Raw genomic sequence first — 22,401 nt, forward strand, 5'->3', positions numbered from 1 at the left:
GGATATCCTGGCGCCGGGCGTCCCCGTGACCCGGCGGGCGACCCGCCGCCACCCCCGCCCACCCCCCGGAGGACTGAGCGCCGATGACCGTCGCATACCTCGTGGCCGGTGTCCGCACGCCGATCGGCCGGTACGCCGGCGCCCTCGCCGGGGTCCGCCCCGACGACCTGGCCGCGCACGTGATCCGCGAGCTGGTCGCCCGCCACCCCTCGGTGGACTGGGCCCGCACCGACGACGTGATCCTGGGCTGCGCCAACCAGGCCGGTGAGGACAACCGCAACGTGGCCCGGATGGCCGCGCTGCTCGGCGGGCTGCCCGAGGAGGTGCCGGGCAGCACGGTCAACCGGCTCTGCGGCTCCGGCCTGGACGCCCTCGCGACGGCCGCCCGCGCGATCGTGGCCGGGGAGGCCGACCTGCTGGTCGCCGGCGGGGTGGAGAGCATGAGCCGGGCGCCCTTCGTGATGCCGAAGGCCACGGCCGCGTTCGCGCGCGCCGCCGAGGTGTACGACACCACCATCGGCTGGCGGCTGGTGAACCCGCTGATGAAGAAGGGGTGGGGCATCGACTCGATGCCGGAGACGGCGGAGAACGTCGCCGCGGACTTCGGCGTCGACCGCGCCGCGCAGGACGAGTTCGCGTTCCGCTCGCAGCAGCGCGCCGCCAAGGCGCAGGCCGACGGCCGGCTGGCCGAGGAGATCATGCCGGTGACCGTGCCGGCCGGCCGGCGGGAGACGAAGCTGGTCGAGGTCGACGAGCACCCCCGGGAGACCACGCTTGCGAAGCTCGCCGCGCTGCCCACCCCGTTCCGCGAGGGCGGCACGGTGACCGCCGGCAACTCCTCCGGCGTCAACGACGGCGCGGTGGCCCTGCTGGTCGCCTCCGCGGCGGCCGTCGAGCGGTACGGCCTCACGCCGCTCGCCCGGGTGACCGGGGCGGCGGCGGCCGGCGTACCGCCGCGGATCATGGGCATCGGGCCGATCCCGGCCACCCGCAAGCTGCTCGACCGGCAGGGCCTGGGCCTGGCCGACCTCGATGTGATCGAGCTGAACGAGGCGTTCGCCGCCCAGTCGGTGGCGGTGCTGCGCGAGCTGGGCCTGCCCGAGGACGCCGAGCACGTCAACCCGAACGGCGGGGCGATCGCGCTGGGCCACCCGCTCGGCGCCAGTGGCGCCCGGCTGGCCCTCACCGCCGCGCTGGAGCTACGCCGGCGGGGCGGGCGGCGGGCCCTGGCGACCATGTGCATCGGCGTGGGACAGGGCATCTCGCTGCTGCTGGAGTCGCCCGCCTGACGGCGGGCGGGCCGGAACCGTCGACAGTGGATATCCCGTTCCTGGGTGCGCGCGCATAGAGTGGTGTGGACCACACCATGCCGCGGGGTCGGCCCGGTTGCCGGGCCACCCGCGGCGACGACCCGGGGGGACCGAGCGATGCAGACGCCGGACGGACTTCCCGCCGAGATCGACCTGAGCCGGCCGAGCGCGGCCCGGGTCTACGACTACTTCCTCGGCGGCGCGCACAACTTCGAGATCGACCGGCAGCTCGCCGAGCAGATCGCCGCCATGACGCCGAACCTGGCGGCCACCATGCGCTCCGGGCGGGAGTTCCTGCGCCGGGCCGTCCGGGTGCTGCTCGACGCCGGCATCGACCAGTTCCTCGACATCGGCTCGGGGATTCCCACCGTCGGCAACGTGCACGAGGTCGCCCAGGCGGCCAACCCGGAGGCCCGGATCGTGTACGTCGACATCGACCCGGTCGCCGTGGCGCACAGCCGGGAACTGCTCGCCGGCAACGACCGGGCCACCGCGATCCTGGCCGACCTGCGGGAGCCGAAACTGATCCTGGACCAGGCCCGGGCCAGCGGCCTGATCGACTTCGACCGCCCGGTCGGCATCCTGCTCGCCGGGGTGGTGCACTTCGTCCCCGACGAGGACCGGCCGGGCGACATCCTCGCCACCCTGCGTGCCGCCGCGGCGCCCGGCAGCTTCCTGGTCATCTCGCACTCGACCTTCGAGGACCAGCCGCAGGAGATGCTCGACGCGCAGCGGCTGTCGGCGCGCACTGCCACCGAGATCACGCTGCGCTCGCGGGCCGAGATCACCGGCTACTTCGGCGACTGGACGGTCCTCGAACCGGGGGTCGTGCACATGCCGCTCTGGCGACCCGACTCGCCGTCCGACGTGGACGAGCACCCCGAGCGGTTCGGGGCGTTCGGCGGCGTCGCCCGGTACGACCACACCGCCGGCTGAGCCGACATGCGCGCCCCGGACCCCGACGGGAGCGACGTCAGCCGGCCGGGCGCCGCGGCGTACGCCGCCGAGTGGGCCCGGGCGGTGCGGCGCATCGCGTTCGTGCCGTTGAGCGCGGCCGAGACCGAACGGCTGCTGCTGGTGCACACCGTCCGCCTCGGCCGGGCCCTGCTCGCCCCGGCGTTCTCCGCCCAGCCGGCGGAGGACGTCGGGCGGGCCCTCGTCGAGGCGCACCTCACCGAGCCCGGGGTGCTCGACTGGTCGGTGCAGGCGCTCGGCGACCGCTTCCTGTCCTGGGTGCTGCCCACCCGGGTGGAGGTGCCCGAGCTGCGGGAGCGGATCGCCGCCGTGCAGGGCGCGTTCGCCGCCGGCTTCAGCCGGGCGCTGCGCGACCGGGTGTTCAGCCAGCAGGAGCGGATCGCCCGTTCGGCCTGGCAGGCCCGGGACGCGGTGGAGCAGGCGCTGCGGGACAGCGAGGCCCGGTTCCGCGCGGTGTTCACCGGGGCGGCCATCGGCATCGGCATCGCCGGGGTGGACGGGCGGATCATCGAGGTCAACCAGTCGTTCGCGGACATGCTCGGCTACACGGCGACCGAGCTGCGCGAACTCACCGTGGCCGAGCTGTTCCATCCCGACGACGCCGGCGGGATGTGGGAGCTGTACCAGGAGCTGATCGAGGGCAAGCGGGACAGCGCCCGGGTGGAGAAGCGCTACTACCGCAAGGACGGCAGTGTGGTCTGGACCGACCTCGCCGTCTCGCTGATCCGCCACGACGACGGCCGCCCCCGGTTCACCGTGGCGATGATCGAGGACATCACCGAGCGGTACCAGCTCCAGCAGCGGCTGCGCTTCCAGGCGCTGCACGACCCCCTGACCGGCCTGCCCAACCGGACGCTCTTCTTCGAGACGCTCGGCCAGGTCTTCGACACCGCCGAGCCGGAGCAGCGGGTCGGGCTCTGCTTCATCGACCTGGACGGCTTCAAGGCGATCAACGACAGCCTCGGCCATGACCTCGGCGACCGGCTGCTCAAGGTGATCGCCCGGCGGCTGGCCGACTGCGTGTCCGGCCGCGGCCACCTGGTGGCCCGGATGGGCGGCGACGAGTTCGTCATCCTGGTCGACTCCGACGGCGGCCTCGACGACGCGGTGGAGGTGGCCGAGCTGGCCCTGGCCGCGGTCTCCGCCCCGGTGCACGTCGGCGACCAGCAGCTCGCCGTGTCGGCGAGCATCGGCATCGTGGAGTGCCCGGCCGCCGAAACCAGCGTCTCCGACCTGATGAAGGCCGCCGACACCACCCTCTACTGGGCCAAGGCCGAGGGGCGGGGCCGCTGGGCGGTCTACGACCCGGAGCGCAGCGCCGCCGACATCGCCCGCTCCGCGCTGGCCGCCAACCTGCCCGTCGCGCTGGACCGGGGCGAGTTCGTGCTGCACTACCAGCCGATCGTCTCGCTGCTCGATGGCTCGATGGTGGCGGTGGAGGCGCTGGTCCGCTGGCAGCACCCGGAGCTGGGGCTGATCGGCCCGGACCGGTTCATCGGGCTGGCCGAGGAGACCGGCCTGATCGTCCGGCTCGGCGCCTGGGTGCTCCGGCAGGCGTGCCGGGACGCGGAGAGCTGGCGGCGGGCGTACCCGGACGCGCGGCTGGTGGTCAGCGTGAACCTGGCCGCCCGGCAGGCCGACGACCCGGCCATCGTGGAGACCGTCGCCGAGGCGTTGCAGCGCACCGGGCTCCCCGCCGAGCTGCTGCAACTGGAGCTGACCGAGAGCGCGGTGATGGGCACCGCAGGAGAGCCGCTGCGCGCCCTGCACCAGCTCGCCGACCTCGGGATCCGGCTGGCCGTCGACGACTTCGGCACCGGCTACTCGAACCTGGCGTACCTGCGGCGGCTGCCGATCCAGTGCCTGAAGCTGGCCGGCCCGTTCGTCGAGGGGATCCGGGCCGACGGGGCGGACGCGGCCGCCGACCACCGTGACGAGCGGATCGTGGACGCGCTGGTCCGGCTGGCCCACGCGCTGGAGCTGTGGGTGACCGCCGAGGCGGTGGAGACCGAGGTGCAGGCCGAGCGGCTGCGGTCGCTGCGCTGCGACACCGGGCAGGGCCGCTGGTTCGGCGCCCCGATGCCCGCCGCCGACATCCGCACCCGGCTGGCCGCCGCGGCAGGGCCCCGTCGGGACGCCTCCGGTGGCGAAGGGTTCCCTGCCCACCTGCCGGAACAGCGCGCCGGGCGGGCGCAGACCCGCGCCGCCGGGGAGGAGACGCGGTGAGCCTGAGCGACTCGCAGGCGGTGGTGTCGGTGGTGGCCGCGCTGGCCATCCTGGCCGGGCTGGCCGGGGTGGTGGTGCCCGGGCTGCCGGCGCTGCCGCTCTGCTGGGGCGGCGTGCTGGTGTGGGCGCTCTTCGGCGACGCCGGGCCGGGCCGCTGGGCGGTGCTGGCCGCCGCCACCGTGGTCGCCGTCGGCGGCGGCGTGGTCAAGTACCTCTGGCCGGGGCGGAACCTGAAGCGGACCGGCGTGCCCGCCTCGTCGCTGCTGGCCGGCGGGCTGCTCGGCCTGGTCGGCTTCTTCGTCATCCCGGTGGTCGGCCTGCCGATCGGCTTCATCGGCGGGATCTGGGGCGCCGAACGGCTGCGGCTGGGCAGCAACCAGCTCGCCTGGCCGGCCACCGTGCAGGCGCTCAAGGCGGCCGGGCTGTCCATGCTTGTCGAGTTCCTGGCCGGCCTGGTCATCGCCGTGCTCTGGGTGGCCGGGCTGCTGTTCGCCTGAGCTGAGCCGGCTCCGGAAGGAGCGACGGCGCGGGCGTCCGGGGGTACGGCGAACCGCCGTACTTCAGTGAGAGAGAGGTGGACGCCGCGCGCCGCCGCGCACCGGGCGTTGCCGAGCGCCCGGCGGTGGCCCGTCGCGATCGGGCCTGGTCACGGGCTCAAGGATGCCCCGGAACGGTCTCGCGCGGCAACGCAATTAGCCGTGCCGGCCGTGAGATTCCCACGGCTGTCGTATTGACCGGCTTGATCGACGGGATCACACTTTGCCCACTCGCACCGGGGAATCCACCTCGAGGAGGTGTGCAGTGGCCACGACGCCCGCGCCGACCGCCGAGCAACCGATGGACGACGACGCCCGACGACTCGCCGAACTCGGCTACAAGCAGGAACTCCACCGCAAGTGGAGCGGCTTCTCCAACTTCGCCATCTCGTTCTCGATCATCTCGATCCTGGCCGGCTGCTTCACCACCTTCGGCCAGGCGTGGAACAACGGCGGTCCGGTAGCCATCTCCTGGGGCTGGCCGCTGATCTCGCTGTTCATCCTGATCATCGGCTTCTGCATGGCCGAGCTGGTCTCGGCCTACCCGACCGCCGGCGGGATCTACTGGTGGGCCGCGACCATGGGACGGCCGGTGCACGGCTGGTTCACCGGCTGGCTCAACCTGATCGGCCTGGTGGCGGTGACCGCCTCGGTCGACTACGGCTGCGCCACCTTCCTCAACCTCACCCTCTCCGCGCTCTTCGACGGCTGGGCCGGCACCGCGCACCAGACCTTCGGGCTCTTCGTGGTGATCCTCGCCCTGCACGGGCTGATCAACATCTACGGGCACCGCGTCATCGACGTACTCCAGAACGTCTCGGTCTGGTGGCACGTGGCCGGCGCGGCCGCGGTGGTGCTCATCCTGGTCCTGGTCCCGGACGACCACCAGAGCTTCAAGTTCGTCTTCACCGAGCGGTTCAACAACTCCGGCTTCGGCGACGGCGACACCGGCGGGCTCACCTTCTGGTTCTACGTGCTGCCGCTGGGCTTCCTGCTCACCCAGTACACGATCACCGGGTTCGACGCCTGCGCGCACGTCTCCGAGGAGACCCGGGGCGCCTCGAAGGCCGCCGCCCAGGGTCTCTGGCGGTCGATCTTCTATTCGGCGGTGGGCGGCTGGATCCTGCTGCTCGCCTTCCTCTTCGCGGCCACCGACGTGGACGCGATCAACTCCGCGGGCGGCTTCTCCGGGGCGATCTTCGAGTCCGCGTTGACCCCGTTCTTCTTCAAGGCCGTCATCATCATCTCCACCATCGGCCAGTTCTTCTGCGGGATGAGCTGCGTGACCTCGATGTCCCGGATGGCGTACGCGTTCAGCCGGGACCGCGCGGTCCCGGGCTGGCGGCTCTGGTCCCGGGTGGACCGCAACGGCACCCCGGTCAACGCGATCATCGCGGCCACCCTGGCCGGGCTGGTGCTCACCCTGCCCGCGCTCTACCAGAAGGCCGGCGTGCCGGTCGCCTTCTACGCGGTGGTCTCGGTCGCGGTGATCGGGCTGTACCTGTCGTTCCTCATCCCGATCTTCCTGCGGGTGCGGATGGGGAACCGGTTCGTCCCGGGCCCGTGGACGCTGGGCCGGAGGTACAAGCTGCTCGGCTGGATCGCGGTGATCGAGATCGCGGTCATCTCCGTCTACTTCGTGCTGCCGATCGTGCCGGCCGGCGTGCCGGGCAACGCGGAGTTCACCTGGACGGCGGTGAACTACGCGCCGCTCGCCATCGGCGGGGTGCTGCTCGGCGTGGCCATCTGGTGGTACGCCTCGGCCCGGAAGTGGTTCACCGGACCCCGCCGTACCGTGGACGTTCCGGCGCAGCGCCCCGCCGCGGACGCCACACCGGCGGACGACCCGGTCTGATCCGCTCTTCCCGCCGGCGCCGGGCCCCCGGCGTGGGGCCCGTCCTGTCGGTCCAGGCGCGTACCGTCGCGTTCCGGACAGCTGCTGAGAAGGGACCCGACGCCGCGCCGGATGGCCCGGGCGATCGCCCGGAGCTCGACCCGGAGTGGCGCAGCCGCTGAACGAGCTGGTCGTCCACGGGTGGGATCTCGCCAGCGCGACCGGACAGCCATACGCGGTCGATCATCAGACCGCCGAAGCGGTCCACCGCCTGGTCTCCCAACAGGCGAGCAGTGCCGGCACGCCCGGCCTGTTCGGGCCATCGATGACTCTGCCCGCCGATGCTCCCCTGCTCGACCGGGTCCTCGGGCTCACCGGCCGCGATCCCGGGTGGAAGGCCTAGCTACATCTGGAGGTCGAGGTGATTGACGGTGATCCCTTTTGCCGGTAGGCCTGGGTGATGAAGGCCCGCTGATGAGCCTCTGATCCGGGACAGTTGCGGATCACCGTCGCCGAGTCGGGAGCAGGCGTTCCCACCGTCACCACCGCGTTGTTCACCTGGCCGCTGGGGGACGATGCCGTCCTGATCCCGCGCACGGCTGCTATCGCCGAGGCCCACCTGGCCCTGGTGGAGGCCAACTACCAGCGTCTCGCCCGGTGGTTCCCGGACGCCTTCCAGGAGCCGCCGACGCTGGACGGAGTTCGCGCGAACCTGGAACGGGCCGGCCAGGCGTGGCTGGAAGGGTCACTGCTGTCGCTGTCCATCGCGGTGCCGGCGGAGGGCGGCTGGCGCCTGGTCGGCTGGGTCCAACTGGTGATCGACGGTCCCGCGCGGTCGGGTGAGGTGGGCTACTGGCTCGACGCCGGCCACGTGGGGCGGGGACTGGTCGCCCGGGCGGTCACGGCCGTGCTCGACCACGCGTTCGGGCCGCTCGGCCTGGAACGGGTCGCGCTGCCGACCACCGTCGACAACACCCGTAGCCGCAGCGTGGCCGAGCGCCTGGGGTTCACCCAGGAGGGCGTCCTGCGTGAGGCGGCCGCCTTCCCCGACGGACGACGCGATCTCGTGGTCTACGGCCTCCTGGCACGCGAGTGGCACCGCGCTACCCGGACGCTTCGTCGGGCCGACGAACCGATCAGGAATCGAGAAGCGGGAGGATGCCGGCGGGCCTAGCCTTTTCCCAGGCAGCCGGCAGGACGCCGAGCCTGAACAGCGAAAAGGGAGCCCAAGAATGTCCGCGAAGAACTCCACGACCGTGTCCGATGGCTTCAGCCCTGAGGAGCGCGCCGCGATGAAGGAGCGCGCCGCCGAGCTGCGTGCCGAGGGCAAGAAGGGCGCCAAGAAGGCCGACGACCTGCAGGCGGTCCTCGACCGGATCGCGCAGATGGCGCCGGATGACCGTGCGCTCGCCGAGCGCGTGCACGCGACGGTGACCGCAGCCGCCCCGCAGCTGTCGCCGAAGACCTGGTACGGGATGCCCGCCTACGCGAACGCGGATGGCAAGATCGTCGTCTTCTTCCAGGACTCGGGCAAGTTCAACTACCGGTACTCGACCCTGGGCTTCCAGGACGAGGCCAACCTCGACGACGGGGACCTGTGGCCGGTGTCGTACGCGCTCCAGAAGTGGAGCCCCGCGGTGGAGAAGAAGGTCGCCGCGCTGGTGAAGGCCGCGGTCTCCTGATCCGCCGCGGAGTGCGGGTGGCTCGATCATCCGGACACCCGCGAGCCCGCCCGGCATCTATGGTGCGTGCATGTCGATCAACGACCGGGATCTGGTCATCGAAGCGGCGGCAGCCGGGGCCGCGGTGGTGCGCTCCCAGTACGGGGCATCGCTGACCCGCTTCGAGAAGTCCGCGGGAGACTTCGCCACGACGGCCGACATCGAAGCGGAGAAGGCCATCCTCGACGTCCTGCGGCTGCCCGGCCGGACGACCTCGTGGTGGCAGAGGGCGTGGACGAGCGACTCACTCCGTCGGCCGAGTCGAGGCTGGTGGACGTCAATCTCGACCCACCCTTCCCCAATGAGCGAGTTTTCCGGGCCGCCCGGTTACTTGCCGATCAAGGGTTCATCGAGCGGTTCCGCCCACGTGTCGTCTCCACCACCCTGGCGGTGGCCTGGGTCGCCGCCGGCCGACGCGCCGCCTACGTGACCGATGGCCACCTGCGCGACAGCGTCCACTTCGCGGCCGGCATCGCCCTCTGCCAGGCGGCCGGTTGTGTGGTGACCGGCATCGACGGTCAGCCCCTGCACACCGGGGCGGGCGGTCTCGTCGTGGCCGCCGACGAGCAGACCCACGCCGCCCTGTTGGCCCTTGTCGAAAGGGCCGCCGGGTGATCCCGCACGTCCCGTTGCGTCCGCTCTCGCGGTGCCGGAGCTGCGGCGCGGAACCCGGATCTGCACCACCGCTCTCTCGCCTGGGCGCGGGCCGCGACTGACCCGGCTCCCGCCGTCGGCCGAACGCGTTTGCCACGGTGTCCGGAACGGGCATTGACGGTGATCCGGTTCTGCCAGTAGACCTTGGTGATGGAGGCGCGCTGATGAGGAAAGCTCCGCTCACGCTGGAACAGTTGCGCGTCGCGGTCGCCGATGGCGAGATCGACACGGTGGTGCTCGCGCTGACCGACATGCAGGGCCGCCTCCAGGGCAAGCGGTTCCACGCCCCCTTCTTCCTGGACCAGGTGGTCGCGCACGGCAGTGAGGGCTGCAACTACCTGCTGGCCGTGGACGTCGACATGAACACCGTCGACGGGTACGCCATGTCGAGCTGGGAACGCGGCTACGGCGACTTCGCCATGCGGGCCGACCTGGACACCCTGCGCCGGGTGCCCTGGCAGCCCGGCACCGCGATGCTGCTGGCCGACCTGGAGTGGCTGGACGGCTCCGGCCCGGTGGTCGCCTCGCCCCGGCAGATCCTGCGCCGCCAGCTCGACCGGCTGGCCGCCCACGGGCTGACCGCGTACGCCGGCACCGAGCTGGAGTTCGTGCTGTTCCGCGACTCGTACGAGGAGGCGTGGCGGCGCGGCTACCGCGAGCTGACCCCGGCAAACCAGTACAACGTGGACTACTCGCTGCTCGGCACCGCCCGGGTCGAGCCGCTGCTGCGCCGGATCCGCAACCAGATGGCCGGCGCGGGGCTGATCCCGGAGAGCGCCAAGGGCGAGTGCAACCTCGGCCAGCACGAGATCGCCTTCCGCTACGACGAGGCGGTGGCCTGCGCCGACCACCACGTCATCTACAAGAACGGGGCGAAGGAGATCGCCGCCCAGGAGGGCATGTCGATCACCTTCATGGCCAAGCCGAACGCGCGCGAGGGCAACTCCTGCCACATCCACTTCTCGCTGCGCGACGCCGACGGCCGCTCGGCCATGCTCGGCGACGGGCCGGCGCACCTGTCGACGACCGGGCAGCGGGTGCTGGCCGGGCTGCTCGCCACCATGCGCGAGTTCAGCCTCCTCTTCGCCCCCAACGTCAACTCCTACAAGCGCTACCAGCCCGGCTCGTTCGCGCCGACCGCGCTGCGCTGGGGCACCGACAACCGCACCTGCGCGCTGCGGCTGGTCGGGCACGGCCAGGGGATGCGGGTGGAGAACCGGGTGCCGGGCGCCGACGTCAACCCGTACCTGGCGATCGCCGCCCTGGTGGCCGGCGCGGTGCACGGCATCGAGCGGGAGTTGGAGCTGGGCGAGGAGTGCGCCGGCAACGCCTACGACGACGGGGACGCCGAGCGGGTGCCCGGGACGCTCCGGGACGCCCTCACCCTCTGGGAGTGCTCGGAGACGGCGAAGGACGCCTTCGGGGACGAGGTCGTCGCCCACTACGCCAACAACGCGCGGGTGGAGCTGGCGGCCTTCGACGCCGCCGTCACCGACTGGGAGCTGGTCCGTGGCTTCGAACGCCTCTGACCTTGCGCTCCCGGTCGGCCAGGAGAAGGGTGGGGCGCGTGACCCAGGTGATCAACCCGGCGACCGGTGAGCCGCTCCGCGAGGTGCCGGCCACCTCGCCCGCGGAGACGGACGCGGCGATCGAACGGGCGGCGGCCGCCTTCGAGACGTGGCGCGCGGTGGCGCCGGGGGACCGGGCGCGGTTGTTGCGGCGCTTCGCCGCCGTGGTCGACGCGCACCGGGAGGAACTGGCGCTGCTGGAGGTGCGCAACGCCGGGCACACCATCGGCAACGCCCGCTGGGAGGCCGGCAACGTCCGGGACGTGCTCGACTACTACGCGGGCGCGCCGGAGCGGCTGACCGGACAGCAGATCCCGGTGCCCGGCGGGCTCGACGTCACCTTCCACGAACCGCTCGGCGTGGTCGGTGTGATCGTGCCGTGGAACTTCCCGATGCCCATTGCCGGCTGGGGCTTCGCCCCGGCGCTCGCCGCCGGCAACACGGTGGTGCTCAAGCCGGCCGAGCTGACCCCGCTGACCGCGCTGCGCCTGGCCGAGCTGGCCCTCGACGCCGGCCTGCCGGAGGGCGTGTTCACCGTGCTGCCCGGCCAGGGCGGCGTGGTGGGCGAGCGGTTCGTCACCCACCCGGCGGTCCGCAAGGTCTGCTTCACCGGCTCCACCGAGGTCGGCACCCGGATCATGGCCGGGTGCGCCGCCCAGGTGAAGCGGGTGACGCTGGAGCTGGGCGGCAAGTCCGCCAACCTGGTCTTCGCCGACGCCGACCTGGCGAAGGCGGCGGCCAGTGCGCCGGCCGCGGTCTTCGACAACGCCGGCCAGGACTGCTGCGCCCGCTCCCGGATCCTGGTCCAGCGATCGGTGTACGACCGCTTCCTGGAACTGCTCGAACCGGCCGTCCGGGCGTTCCGGGTCGAGGACCCGGCCGCCGAGAGCGCCGAGATGGGCCCGCTGATCTCCGCCGGGCACCGGGACCGGGTCGCCGGGTACGTCGACGGGGCGAAGGTGGCCTTCACCGGCGCCCGCCCCGACGGCGCCGGTTTCTGGTACGCCCCGACCGTGCTGCTCGCCGACTCCCCGGCCGACCGGCACTGGCGGGAGGAGATCTTCGGCCCGGTCGTCTCGGTGCTCCCGTTCGACGACGAGGCGGACGCGATCCGCCTGGCCAACGACACCGAGTACGGCCTCTCCGGCTCGATCTGGACCCGGGACGTGGGCCGCGCGGTCCGGGTGGCCCGGGCGGTCGAGTCCGGCAACCTCAGCGTCAATTCGCACTCCTCGGTGCGCTACTGGACCCCGTTCGGTGGGATGAAGCGTTCCGGTCTCGGCCGGGAGCTGGGCCCGGACGCGCTGCACGCCTTCACCGACGTCAAGAACGTGTTCATCAGCACGGAGGAGTGAGATGCAGGGACGGCTTCAGGACCGGGTCGCCGTGGTGACCGGGGCGGGCAGCGGCATCGGCCTGGCCACGGTGCGGCGGTTCGCCGCCGAGGGGGCCCGGGTGGTCTGCGTGGACATCGACGCCGAGGCGGGCAAGCGGGCCGCCGACGAGGTGGCCGGCGAGTTCGTCGCCGCCGACGTGGCCGACGAGGCGGCGGTCCGCGACCTCTTCGACGGGGTGGCCGAGCGGCACGGCCGGGTGGACGTCGCCTTCAACAACGCCGGCATCTCGCCGCCCGACGACGACTCGATCCTGGAGACCGGGCTGGACGCCTGGGAGCGGGTCCTGCGGGTCAACACCACGAGCGTCTACCTCTGCTGCAAGTACGCCATCCCGCACATGCGCAGGCAGGGCAAGGGCTCGATCATCAACACCGCCTCGTTCGTGGCGCTCATGGGGGCGGCGACGTCGCAGATCGCGTACACGGCGAGCAAGGGCGGGGTGCTGGCGATGACCCGGGAGCTGGGCGTGCAGTTCGCCCGGGAGGGCATCCGGGTCAACGCGCTCTGCCCCGGTCCGGTCGCCACACCACTGCTGCTGGAGCTGTTCGCCAAGGACCCGGAGCGGGCCGCCCGCCGCCTCGTCCACGTGCCGATGGGCCGGTTCGGCAACCCCGAGGAGATCGCCGCCGCGGTGGCCTTCCTGGCCAGCGACGACGCCTCGTTCATGACCGCCGCGCAGTTCGTGGTGGACGGCGGGATCACCGGCGCGTACGTGACCCCGCTATGAGCCGACGTCCGGTGATCGGCGTCACCGCGTACGTCGAGCCGGCCGGCTGGGCGGTGTGGCGGGACGTGCCAGCGGCGCTGGTGCCGCAGGCGTACGTCCGGGCGGTGACGGCGGCCGGCGGCCGGGCCGTGGTGCTGCCCCCGGACGACACCGACGCCGACGTGCTGCGGGTGCTCGACGGGCTGCTGCTGGCCGGCGGCGCCGACGTCGGCCCGGAGCGGTACGGCCGGCCGCCCGACCCGCGCACCGAGAGCCGCCCGGACCGGGACGCCGGGGAGTTCGCGCTGCTGACCGCCGCGCTCGCCGCCGACCTGCCGGTGCTCGGGGTGTGCCGGGGCATGCAGTTACTCGCCGTGGCCTACGGCGGCACGCTGCACCAGCACCTGCCGGACGTGGTCGGGCACGACCGCCACCGCCCCGCCCCCGGGGCGTACGGGTCGCACCCGGTCCGCTTCGCCGACGGCAGCCTGGCCGGGGCGGTGATGGCCGGGGTGGACCGGGTCAACTCGTACCACCATCAGGGGGTGGCCGACCCGGGCGGCCTTGCCGTGACCGGCTGGGCCGACGACGGGGTGGTGGAGGCGGTGGAGGATCCGGCGCGGCGCTTCCTGCTTGGCGTGCAGTGGCACCCGGAGAACGACGTCGATCCCCGGCCGGTGGCCGCGCTGGTCCGCGCGGCGGCCGGTGCCGCCCCGGCCCCCCGGGCCCGCTCGACTCGCCGCCAACCGCCGGTTGCGTCAGGATGAGGCGTAGGTAACCAGCGTCCGACCGGCGACATGCGTTACGTTGCTCCTCCGTCGGGGTAGTAGGCGGGGACGACCGGCGTGATCGCGCCGGTCGTCGTGGACATGGCCGGAGCGGGAGGCTGCATGGGCTCGGCCCAGGAGGGCGGGGACGTCGGTCATTCGTCGACGGGGTCCGGGGAGGCGAAACTCTCTCCACTGCTGACCGCGGCGTTCGCCGCGGGCGGCGAGATGGGCGAGCGGCTGCGCGGCTTCGACTGGTCCACCACCCCGCTCGGCACCCCGGACGGCTGGCCGCTCGCGCTCTGCCACGCGGTCAGCACGATGCTCTCCTCGCGGGCCCAGATCGTGCTGTTCTGGGGCCCGGACCACCTGGCCTTCTACAACGACGCCTACCGGCCCACCATCGGCGACAAGCACCCGGCGGTGATCGGCCAGTCCGCCCGCCGGCACTGGGCGGAGACCTGGGACGTGCTCGGGCCGCTGCTCGCCGGGGTGCACCGCACCGGCGTGCCCTACCGCGGCGAGAACCACCCCTTCGTGCTCAACCGGCACGGTTTCCTGGAGGACGTCTACTTCGACATCTCGTACGACCCGATCCGGGACGCCGACGGCAGCGTGAACGGCGTGTTCTGCTTCGTCAACGAGACCACCGGGCGGGTGGTCGGCGAGCGCCGGCTGCGCGCCCTGGCCGAGCTGGGCACCGAGTTGGCCGACGTGCGCAGCACCGTGGAGCTGGGCCGGGCCGTCGCCCAGGTGCTCGACGGGCACCGGCCCGACGTGCCGTTCAGCGCCGTCTGGCTGCACGACGAGGACGGGGTCCCGGCGCTGGCCGGCTGTGCCGGGGTGGACCCCGCCACGATCGCCGGCGGGCCCCCACGCCCCGACGACTCCCCGGAGGAGCCCCGCTGGGTCTCCACCGCCGAACTGCTCGGCGCGGTGCCGCCGGACGCCGCCGACCGGGCGCTGCTGCTGCCGCTCACGGCGACCAACGAGCCGGCCGGCGTGCTGCTGCTCGGGGTGGCCCGCCGGCTGCCCTTCACCGACGACTACCGGCACTTCGCCGACCTGGTCGCCGCTCAGGTCTCCCGGGCCGTCGGCAAGCAGCGGGCGTACGAGCAGGAGCGGGCGCGGGCGTCCGAGCTCGCCGCGCTGGACCGCGCCAAGACCAACTTCTTCGCCAACGTGAGCCACGAGTTCCGCACCCCGCTCACCCTGGTGCTCGGGCCGCTGGAGGACCTGCTCGCCGACCGCGCCCTGCCCGACACGTACCTCGATCGGCTGGCCATGATGCACCGCAACGCGCTGCGGCTGCTCAAGCTGGTCAACACCGTGCTCGACTTCTCCCGGCTGGAGTCCGGCCGGCTGGGCGCCCGCTACCAGCCCACCGATCTGGCCGACTACACCGCCCGGCTGGCCAGCACCTTCCGCTCGGTCACCGAGCGGGCCGGGCTGCGCCTGGTGGTGGACTGCCCGCCGCTGCCCGCGCCCGTCTACGTCGACCGGGACATGTGGGAGAAGATCGTCCTCAACCTGGTGTCGAACGCGGTCAAGTTCACCTTCGACGGCGAGATCCGGGTCCGGGTCCGTGCCCGTGGCGGCGTCGCCGTGCTGGAGGTGGCCGACACCGGTGTCGGCATCGCGCCGCCGGAGCTGCCGCAGGTGTTCCAGCGGTTCCACCGGGTGCCCGGTGCCCGCTCCCGTACCCACGAGGGCACCGGCATCGGCCTCGCCCTGGTCCGCGAGCTGGTCGAGATGCACGGCGGCACGGCCGAGGTGCACAGCGTCGTCGACCGGGGGAGCACCTTCACGGTGCGGATGCCGTTCGGATACGCGCACCTGCCCGCCGACCGGGTGGCCGCCCTCGCCCCGGTGCCGCTGAGCGAGCCCGAGCAGGCCCGGCTCTACGTCGCCGAGACCGCGCTCTGGACCGACGAGGTGGCGCGGCCGGGCGGGCTGCCGGAGCCGGTCGGCGTGGCGGGCGGAGCGGGCCGGATCCTGGTCGCCGACGACAACGCCGACCTGCGGGAGCACGTGAGCCGGCTGCTCTCCCCGTCGTACGAGGTGGTCACCGTGCCGGACGGCGTGGAGGCGCTGCGGCTGGCCGTCGACTCCCCGTTCGACCTGGTGCTGACCGACGTGATGATGCCCCGGCTGGACGGCTTCGGGCTGGTCACCGCGCTGCGCGCCAACCCGGCCACCCGGGGAGTGCCGATCGTGCTGCTCTCCGCCCGGGCCGGCGCGGCCGAGGAGGTGGCCGGGCTCTCGGTCGGCGCGGACGACTACCTCACCAAGCCCTTCTCCAGTCAGGAGCTGATCGCCCGGGTCCGGGCCAACGTCGAGCTGGGCCAGCTCCGCGGCCAGATCATCCGCCGGCTGCGGGCGCTCGCCGACGCCGCGGTGGCGATCAACACCGCCCGGTCCACCGCCGAGGTGGTGCGGGTCGCCGCGCGGCACGCGCTCGGCCTGGCCGAGGCCGCCCGGGTGGTGGTCACCGCCACCGGCGCCCGCTACGAGGCGGACGGCGGCGGGGACGCCTCCGCCGAGCCCTCGGTGGTGCTGGCGCTGACCGGCACCACCGACGAGCAGCTCGGCGAGCTGCGGGTCTGGCGCCGGGAGGGCGGCGGCACCGAGCAGGCGGCGCTCACCGAGCTGGCCCGGCTGATCGGCGTGCGGCTGGAGAACGCCCAGCTTTACGAGGCCGAGCACCAAATCGCCACCACCCTTCAGCACAGCCTGCTGCCGCGTACCCTGCCGCAGCTCCCCGGCGCCGTGGTGGCCAGTCGCTACCTGCCGGGCAGCGCCGACATCGAGGTCGGCGGCGACTGGTACGACGTGATCGGCACCGTCGACGACGAGCTGGTGCTGGTGATCGGTGACGTGGTCGGCAAGGGGGTGCGGGCCGCCGCCGCGATGGGCCAGCTCCGCAACGCGCTGCGGGCGTACGTGCTGGAGGGTTACGACCCGGGCGAGGCGCTGACCCGGCTCAACCGGCTGGTCGGCTCCACCGAGGGTGGCTCGTTCGCCACCGTGGTCTGCCTCCGCTTCTCCCCGCGCACCGGCCGGCTCCGGTACGCCAGCGCGGGTCACCCCTCGCCGCTGCTGATCCGGGAGGGTGACGCGGTGTTCCTGCACGACCGGGCGCTCGGGCCGCCGGTCGGGGCGATCCCCGGCACGGCGTACCGGACCGTCGAGGGTGAGCTGGCCCCCGGCGGCCGGCTGCTGCTCTACACCGACGGGTTGATCGAGGACCGGCAGGCCGGTATCGACGCCGGGCTCGGCCAGCTCCGGGCGGACGCGACGACCCCGGGCGAGCACGTCGCCGACCTGGTCGACGCGGTGGTCGAGCGGGTCGCCGGGCGGACCCGGCACGACGACGTGGCGGTGCTCGCGCTGGAGGCGACCGAGCTGAACCGCTTCGCGCTGCGGCTGCCGGCCGACCCGACCCGGCTCAGCGTGCTGCGCAAGCGGCTGGAGGACTTCCTGGTCGCCCACCGCGTCGGCGAGACCGACCTGTTCGACCTCACGGTGGCCGTCTCCGAGGCCGCCGCCAACGCCATCGAGCACCCGGTCGCCCCGGCCGAGCCGATGATCGGCGTCGAGGTGACCATCGAGGACCGGACGGTCACCGCCACGGTCCGCGACAGCGGCCGGTGGCGGGAGTCCAGCGGGTCGAGCTTCCGGGGTCGCGGGTTGGCGCTGATCCAGGCGCTCGGCGAGATGACCGTGACCCGCACGGAGAACGGCACCGAGCTGATCCTGCGCCGCCGGCTGGCGGGCTGAGGCCCCGGCGGGCGGCGGCCGTTCAGGCCTGCGCCAGCCAGTCCTGCTCGCCCAGGCCGGAGATCTCCAGCACCCGCCGGACCTGCCGGGACGGCAGCACGGTGAGCGTGCCGGGGAGCTGCTGGGCCAGCCGGACCACCGCGTGGATCGCGGCCGAGTCGAAGAAGGTCACCGATCGCAGGTCGAGCGTGACGTGCCGGGCGGCCTCCCCGAGGACGGTCCGGTACATGGTGTCGGCGGTCGCCATGTCGACCTCACCGGCCACCCGGACGCGCAGTTGATCACCGTCCAGCTCCGCGGACGCGGAGAAGACAGGCGGTGCGCCCCCTTGATCCACGGAGCAACAATGGCACAGCGGTTGCGGCGCGGCAACAACCTGGCCGAGCGGGCCGTGGCGGGGGTCACCAGGGGCCCGGCGATACGCTGTCATCATGACCGTCCGTGCGCCGCTGACCCCAGGCACGCTCTCCCCGTGGCGAGCGGTTCCCGCCCACATCCCGCGTCCCGAGTACGTGGGAAAGAAGCGTCCGCAGGAGTGGCGCGGGTCCCACGTGCAGACGCCGGAGACCATCGAGAAGATGCGGATCGCCGGCCGGCTCGCCGCGCAGGCCACCCAGCTCGCCGGGGAGCACTGCAAGCCGGGGGTGACCACCGACGAGATCGACAAGGTGGTCCACGAGTTCCTCTGCGACCACGACGCGTACCCCTCGACGCTGGGCTACAAGGGCTTCCCGAAGTCCTGCTGCACCAGCCTCAACGAGGTGATCTGTCACGGCATCCCGGACTCCACCGTGCTCCAGGACGGCGACATCATCAACGTCGACGTGACCGCGTACATCGGCGGGGTGCACGGCGACACCGACGCCACCTTCTGCGTGGGCGAGGTGAGCGAGGAGGCCCGCCTGCTGGTCGAGCGGACCCACCAGGCCATGATGCGCGGCATCAAGGCGGTCGCCCCGGGCCGGCAGATCAACGTGATCGGCCGGGTCATCGAGTCGTACGCCAAGCGGTTCGGCTACGGCGTGGTGCGCGACTTCACCGGCCACGGCATCGGCGAGTCCTTCCACAGCGGCCTCTACGTGCCGCACTACGACAGCCCGCGCCCCACCGACGTGATGGAGCCCGGGATGACCTTCACCATCGAGCCGATGATCACCCTCGGCACGCACCAGTACGACATGTGGGACGACGGCTGGACGGTGGTCACCAAGGACCGCCGGTGGACCGCGCAGTTCGAGCACACCATCGTCGTGACCGACGACGGCTACGAGATCCTGACCCTGCCGTGACCGAGACCCCGGCGGCGCTGCGCGAGGCGCACCACGCGGACGTGTCCGGCGGCTGGCTCCGGCCGGCGGTGTTCGGGGCGATGGACGGGCTCGTCACCAACATCGCGCTGATCGCCGGGGTCGGCGGCGGCGGGGTCTCCCCGCGCAGCGTCGTCCTCACCGGCGCGGCCGGTCTGGTGGCCGGCGCCATCTCGATGGGCCTGGGCGAGTACACCAGCGTCCGCTCGGCCAACGAGCAGGTGGCCGCCGAGGTGGCCAAGGAGCGGCGCGAGCTGGAACGGCACCCCGAGGCGGAGGCCCGCGAGCTGGCCGACGCGTGGGTGGCCCGGGGGTTGCCCCGGGACCTGGCCACGCAGGTCGCCGAGGCGGTCCGGCGCAACCCGGAGGAGGCGCTGCGGATGCACGTCCGGGAGGAGCTGGGCGTCGACCCCGACGAACAGCCCAGCCCGTGGGCGGCGGCGATCTCCTCGTTCCTCTGCTTCTCCGTCGGCGCGCTGGTGCCGCTGGTCACCTACCTGCTCGGCTTCACCAGCCTGGCGCTGGCACTCGGCGTCGGCGGAGTGGGGCTCTTCGTGGCCGGCGCGATCGTGGCCCGGTTCACCAACCGCCCCTGGTGGGCCGGCGGGCTGCGGCAGCTGCTGCTCGGCGCCCTCGCGGCCGGCGCCACCTACCTGGTCGGCGCACTGATCGGCATCCAGGGCGGGATCGGCTGACCAGCCCGGTGGGCGTCAGCCGCCGAGCAGGTCGTCCACGGTGCCGTCGACCGGGCGGCCCCGGGCGGTCAGCTCCTCGGCCTGGCGGGCCAGCACCGTGCCCACCTCGGTCATGTCCGCCCCGGCCAGGCCGGTACGCCGCACCGCGTCACCCGGGTCCCGGAAGTAGGTGCGGCTCAGCAGCCCCTGCACGGTGGCCGCGGCCAGCCGGGCCTCGCCGAGCATGAGCAGCGCCGCGTCGGTCTCGTACCACTCGGCCAGCCGCAGCGCCCGGGCGTGCGCCGCGCTGCCCCGGTACCACGCCTGCCGGGCCGCGGCGGTGAACTCGGCCGGCCGGGCCCGGGCCAGCCGGGCCAGGTGTTCGTCGCGGAGGGTCCGCAGCCAGCCGGTCGGGTCGTGCAGGGCGCGGGTGGTGACGTACCGGTCGGCGGTGAGCGGCCAGAGCGCGGTGATCGCCGTTGCCTGCCGCAGGTAGTCGTCGGCCCCGGCCACGGTGAGATCGACCAGCACCCCGTCCACCCGGCGGGTGGCCGGCGACGGCCCGCCGCCCGGCCGGTAGGTGGCCACCAGCAGCCCCACCTCGCCGTTGCCGCCGCCGTCGTCGTCGCCGTGCGCGAGCGGGCCGTGCACCGCGACCGCCAGGACGTCCGCCGGGAACCGGCGCAGCGCCGCGTCGCTCACCCGTTCGGCGACCCGCCACCGGGGATCGTCCAGGTACCGGTCGGTGTCCAGCTCGGCGCCGCTGGCGTCCACGGTCCACCTCCGTTCCGCGCGCGGCTCGCCCGGCGGCGACCCGGTGCACGTCGACCGACCACCACCCTAGCCAGCCGGACCGGCCCCGCCGCCTCGCCGCGCCCGGGGGTCAGGTGGTCGGCTCACCCACCGGGACCAGCCGGAACACCCGGATCTCCCGGCCCCCGGCCCGTTCCACGTACGTGCGGTAGGCGGGCCACTCGGCGACCAGCCGGGTGAACAGCCGCTCCCGCTCCTCGCCACTGATCGGCTCGGCGCGCACCGGGACCCGGCGCCCCTTGACGTCGACCTCGGCAGCCGGCTGGGCGAGCAGGTTCAGCGACCAGGCGGGCTGGTGCTGCTGCCCCCAGTTCGAGCCGATCACCACGTACGCGTCGCCGTCCGGCACGTAGAGCAGGGGATTGCTGCGCGGCTTGCCGGAGCGGCGGCCGGTGGTGGTGAGCACCAGCGAGGACACCAGCCCGAAGGCGACCACCCGTCCCTTCGTCAGCCGCCCGACCAGCCGGTCGGCGGGGACGAGCAGGCGCATGGTGGCGGCGAACCACTTCCGGTGACCGAGACGACGGGTGAGGGACTGCACGGCGGACACCCGTCCAGTGTGCCGGCCGCACCCCGCCCGCGACACCCCCGACCGGCCGGAGCGGATCGAACGCGATCAGTCCAGCCGGCGCTCCACCGGCAGCCGGGACCGGGTGAGCAGGGCCGCCCCGACCATGGCCACCAGCGGCACCACCACCAGCACGGTCAGCGTCGACCCGGGCACCACCAGCGGGTACGGCGGCTCCACCGGCCAGGACTGCGCGTACCGCCGGTTGAGCGAGACCAGGATGATGGCCGCCGAGCCGAGGCCGGCCAGGATGCCGAGCACCGAGCCGAGCCCGGCGATCACCCCGGCCTGGCAGAGCGACAGCACCCGGCGTACCCGGGGATCGGCGCCGACCGCGGCGAGGGTGGACAGGTCCCGGCGGCCCTCGGCGGCGGCGAGACCGGTGGCCACCGCGGCCGCGCCCAGGGTGATCACGCCGGCGGCACCGGCCAGCAGGAGCAGCAGCGGGCGCTGGTCGGACGGCGGCCCGGCCGCCGACACCTGGACCGCCAGCGGGGCGATCGCGGTCAGCTCGGCGGCCAGCCGGTCCCGCTGTCGGTCGGTGGGCGGGTCGGCGGTGTCGACCAGGTAGCCCAGCGGCACGGCGACGAGGCCGAGCGTGGTGGCCGCCGCCGGGGAGACCACGAGCCGGTCCACCGGGAGGCCGCCGCGCAGCACGTACCCGGGCAGCGTGCCGGCGGCCGCCGGCTCGCCGGTTCCGTGGCTGACCTCCACCCGGACCCGCCCGTCCACCACCTGCCGGGGATCGGTGACCACCACCCCGCCCGCCTGGAGGGTCCGGCGGGCCGCGGCCACCTCCTCGGCCGGGGCGCCGGTGAGCGCGGGCAGGCTCGTCCCGTCGTCCACCAGCGCCGGCAGGTAGAGGTCGCTCGGTTCGCGGAACGGCCGGACGCAGCGCGGGTCGGTCCGCGCCGGGGCCGGCCCGGGGTCGATCGGGTCGTACGGGCAGCGCTGCTCGGGCGGGCGCACCGCGGTGGCGACGCAGTAGTCCTCCGGGGTTGCCGGCCGGGCGCAGTCCGGGGCGGCGAGCGGCACCACCGTGGCGCCCGGCAGCACCGCCCGGACCCGCTCCGCCACCTCGCCCGCCGTGGGCAGCGGGCCGGTGGTCCGCCCGTCGGTGTGCTGGAGCAGCACGTGGCCCGGGGGCAGGCCGGGCTGCCAGGCCGCTCGCTGCCGGGCGTCGTCGCTGGCCACGTAGACGCCCAGGGCCACACTGCCGGCCACCGCCGCCATCACGGCGGAGATGGCGGGCGCGGCCGACGAGCGGTTGCGGCTGGCGTCGCGCAGCGCCAGCCGGGGCGCCAGCGGCAGCAGCCGGCCGGTCCGGGCCAGGACACCGGTCAGCGTCGGGGTGCAGAAGACCAGCCCCAACTCGCCCAGGACCACCCCGGCCAGGACGCCGGTCGGGGTGGTCCGGGTGGCGCCGAACGCGGCCAGGGCGGCCCCGGCCACGGTGAACAGCAGCCCGAGCACCAGCCAGCGGCGCCCCGGCCGCGGCGGCTCACGCCTGCCGGCCAGCCCGGCCACCACGTCCTGCCGGGCCGCCGCCCAGGCGGGGGCCAGCG

General features: G+C 73.7%; 18 protein-coding genes and 2 pseudogenes. 16 read left to right on the plus strand and 4 right to left on the minus strand.

Going from position 1 to position 22,401, the window contains the following annotated elements:
- Positions 1-83 precede the first annotated feature (83 nt).
- From pcaF to B0E53_RS03280, 14 genes and pseudogenes are all read left to right on the plus strand, one after another.
- On the plus strand, positions 84-1,289 hold the full coding sequence (gene pcaF, locus B0E53_RS03215) for a 3-oxoadipyl-CoA thiolase (protein ID WP_107074576.1): 1,206 nt from the start codon (positions 84-86) through the stop codon (positions 1,287-1,289).
- Between the two features lie 138 nt (positions 1,290-1,427).
- Positions 1,428-2,246, plus strand: coding sequence for an SAM-dependent methyltransferase (locus B0E53_RS03220; protein ID WP_107074577.1), 819 nt, complete (start codon positions 1,428-1,430; stop codon positions 2,244-2,246).
- A 6-nt stretch (positions 2,247-2,252) separates the two neighbouring features.
- Positions 2,253-4,394, plus strand: a pseudogene (locus tag B0E53_RS03225) (EAL domain-containing protein); the annotation flags it as partial.
- Between the two features lie 113 nt (positions 4,395-4,507).
- The gene (locus B0E53_RS03230) at positions 4,508-5,008 is read left to right on the plus strand and encodes a DUF456 domain-containing protein (RefSeq protein WP_107074578.1); all 501 of its coding nucleotides are present in this window, start codon (positions 4,508-4,510) and stop codon (positions 5,006-5,008) included.
- Positions 5,009-5,312: 304 nt separating this feature from the next.
- The gene (locus B0E53_RS03235) at positions 5,313-6,902 is read left to right on the plus strand and encodes an amino acid permease (protein ID WP_107074579.1); all 1,590 of its coding nucleotides are present in this window, start codon (positions 5,313-5,315) and stop codon (positions 6,900-6,902) included.
- Positions 6,903-7,047: 145 nt separating this feature from the next.
- A complete protein-coding gene (locus B0E53_RS03240) occupies positions 7,048-7,284 on the plus strand; it encodes a hypothetical protein (protein WP_107074580.1) in 237 nt (78 codons plus the stop codon).
- A gap of 93 nt (positions 7,285-7,377) precedes the next feature.
- Positions 7,378-8,055 carry a GNAT family protein gene (locus B0E53_RS03245; protein ID WP_107074581.1) on the plus strand — a complete coding sequence of 226 codons (678 nt, stop codon included), beginning with the start codon at positions 7,378-7,380 and terminating at the stop codon, positions 8,053-8,055.
- 58 nt (positions 8,056-8,113) lie between these two features.
- Positions 8,114-8,563 (plus strand): hypothetical protein, encoded by a 450-nt coding sequence (locus B0E53_RS03250; RefSeq protein ID WP_107074582.1) that lies wholly within the window; start codon positions 8,114-8,116, stop codon positions 8,561-8,563.
- 70 nt (positions 8,564-8,633) lie between these two features.
- Positions 8,634-9,217 (plus strand): annotated as a pseudogene (locus B0E53_RS03255) (inositol monophosphatase family protein).
- A 203-nt stretch (positions 9,218-9,420) separates the two neighbouring features.
- Positions 9,421-10,785 carry a glutamine synthetase family protein gene (locus B0E53_RS03260; protein ID WP_107074583.1) on the plus strand — a complete coding sequence of 455 codons (1,365 nt, stop codon included), beginning with the start codon at positions 9,421-9,423 and terminating at the stop codon, positions 10,783-10,785.
- A 38-nt stretch (positions 10,786-10,823) separates the two neighbouring features.
- Positions 10,824-12,179: an aldehyde dehydrogenase family protein gene (locus B0E53_RS03265; protein WP_107074584.1), complete on the plus strand. Its 1,356-nt coding sequence runs from the start codon at positions 10,824-10,826 to the stop codon at positions 12,177-12,179.
- 1 nt (position 12,180) lies between these two features.
- Entirely contained in the window at positions 12,181-12,948 is a 768-nt protein-coding gene (locus B0E53_RS03270; RefSeq protein WP_091268577.1) for a 3-oxoacyl-ACP reductase, read from the plus strand.
- Positions 12,945-13,694: a gamma-glutamyl-gamma-aminobutyrate hydrolase family protein gene (locus B0E53_RS03275; protein ID WP_107074585.1), complete on the plus strand. Its 750-nt coding sequence runs from the start codon at positions 12,945-12,947 to the stop codon at positions 13,692-13,694. Before B0E53_RS03270 ends, B0E53_RS03275 begins: the two co-directional genes overlap by 4 nt.
- A 123-nt stretch (positions 13,695-13,817) precedes the next feature.
- On the plus strand, positions 13,818-17,474 hold the full coding sequence (locus tag B0E53_RS03280; protein ID WP_107074593.1) for a SpoIIE family protein phosphatase: 3,657 nt from the start codon (positions 13,818-13,820) through the stop codon (positions 17,472-17,474).
- Positions 17,475-17,496: 22 nt separating this feature from the next.
- Here the strand turns inward: B0E53_RS03280 and B0E53_RS03285 are convergent, their stop codons facing one another.
- Complete coding sequence (locus B0E53_RS03285; protein WP_246835200.1) at positions 17,497-17,811, minus strand: STAS domain-containing protein; 315 nt, start codon at positions 17,809-17,811, stop codon at positions 17,497-17,499.
- A gap of 94 nt (positions 17,812-17,905) precedes the next feature.
- Here B0E53_RS03285 and map point away from each other — a divergent pair, with 94 nt between their 5' ends.
- Together map and B0E53_RS03295 are read left to right on the plus strand one after the other, a co-directional pair.
- Positions 17,906-18,763 (plus strand): type I methionyl aminopeptidase, encoded by an 858-nt coding sequence (gene map, locus B0E53_RS03290; RefSeq protein WP_107074587.1) that lies wholly within the window; start codon positions 17,906-17,908, stop codon positions 18,761-18,763.
- Positions 18,760-19,476: a VIT1/CCC1 transporter family protein gene (locus B0E53_RS03295; RefSeq protein WP_107074588.1), complete on the plus strand. Its 717-nt coding sequence runs from the start codon at positions 18,760-18,762 to the stop codon at positions 19,474-19,476. The genes map and B0E53_RS03295 overlap by 4 nt, the downstream gene beginning before the upstream one ends.
- Positions 19,477-19,491: 15 nt before the next feature.
- On the opposite strand, the gene B0E53_RS03300 is transcribed toward B0E53_RS03295, so the two are convergent.
- The 3 genes from B0E53_RS03300 to B0E53_RS03310 all read right to left on the minus strand — a co-directional run.
- Positions 19,492-20,229: a hypothetical protein gene (locus B0E53_RS03300; protein ID WP_107074589.1), complete on the minus strand. Its 738-nt coding sequence runs from the start codon at positions 20,227-20,229 to the stop codon at positions 19,492-19,494.
- A 109-nt stretch (positions 20,230-20,338) separates the two neighbouring features.
- Positions 20,339-20,818, minus strand: a complete 480-nt coding sequence (locus B0E53_RS03305) for a nitroreductase family deazaflavin-dependent oxidoreductase (RefSeq protein WP_107074590.1) — start codon at positions 20,816-20,818, stop codon at positions 20,339-20,341.
- A 66-nt stretch (positions 20,819-20,884) separates the two neighbouring features.
- On the minus strand, positions 20,885-22,401 hold a 1,517-nt coding region (locus tag B0E53_RS03310; protein ID WP_348639641.1), incomplete at its 5' end, for an FtsX-like permease family protein.

Source organism: Micromonospora sp. MH33 (assembly GCF_003013775.1).
Lineage (GTDB): Bacteria > Actinomycetota > Actinomycetes > Mycobacteriales > Micromonosporaceae > Micromonospora > Micromonospora fulviviridis.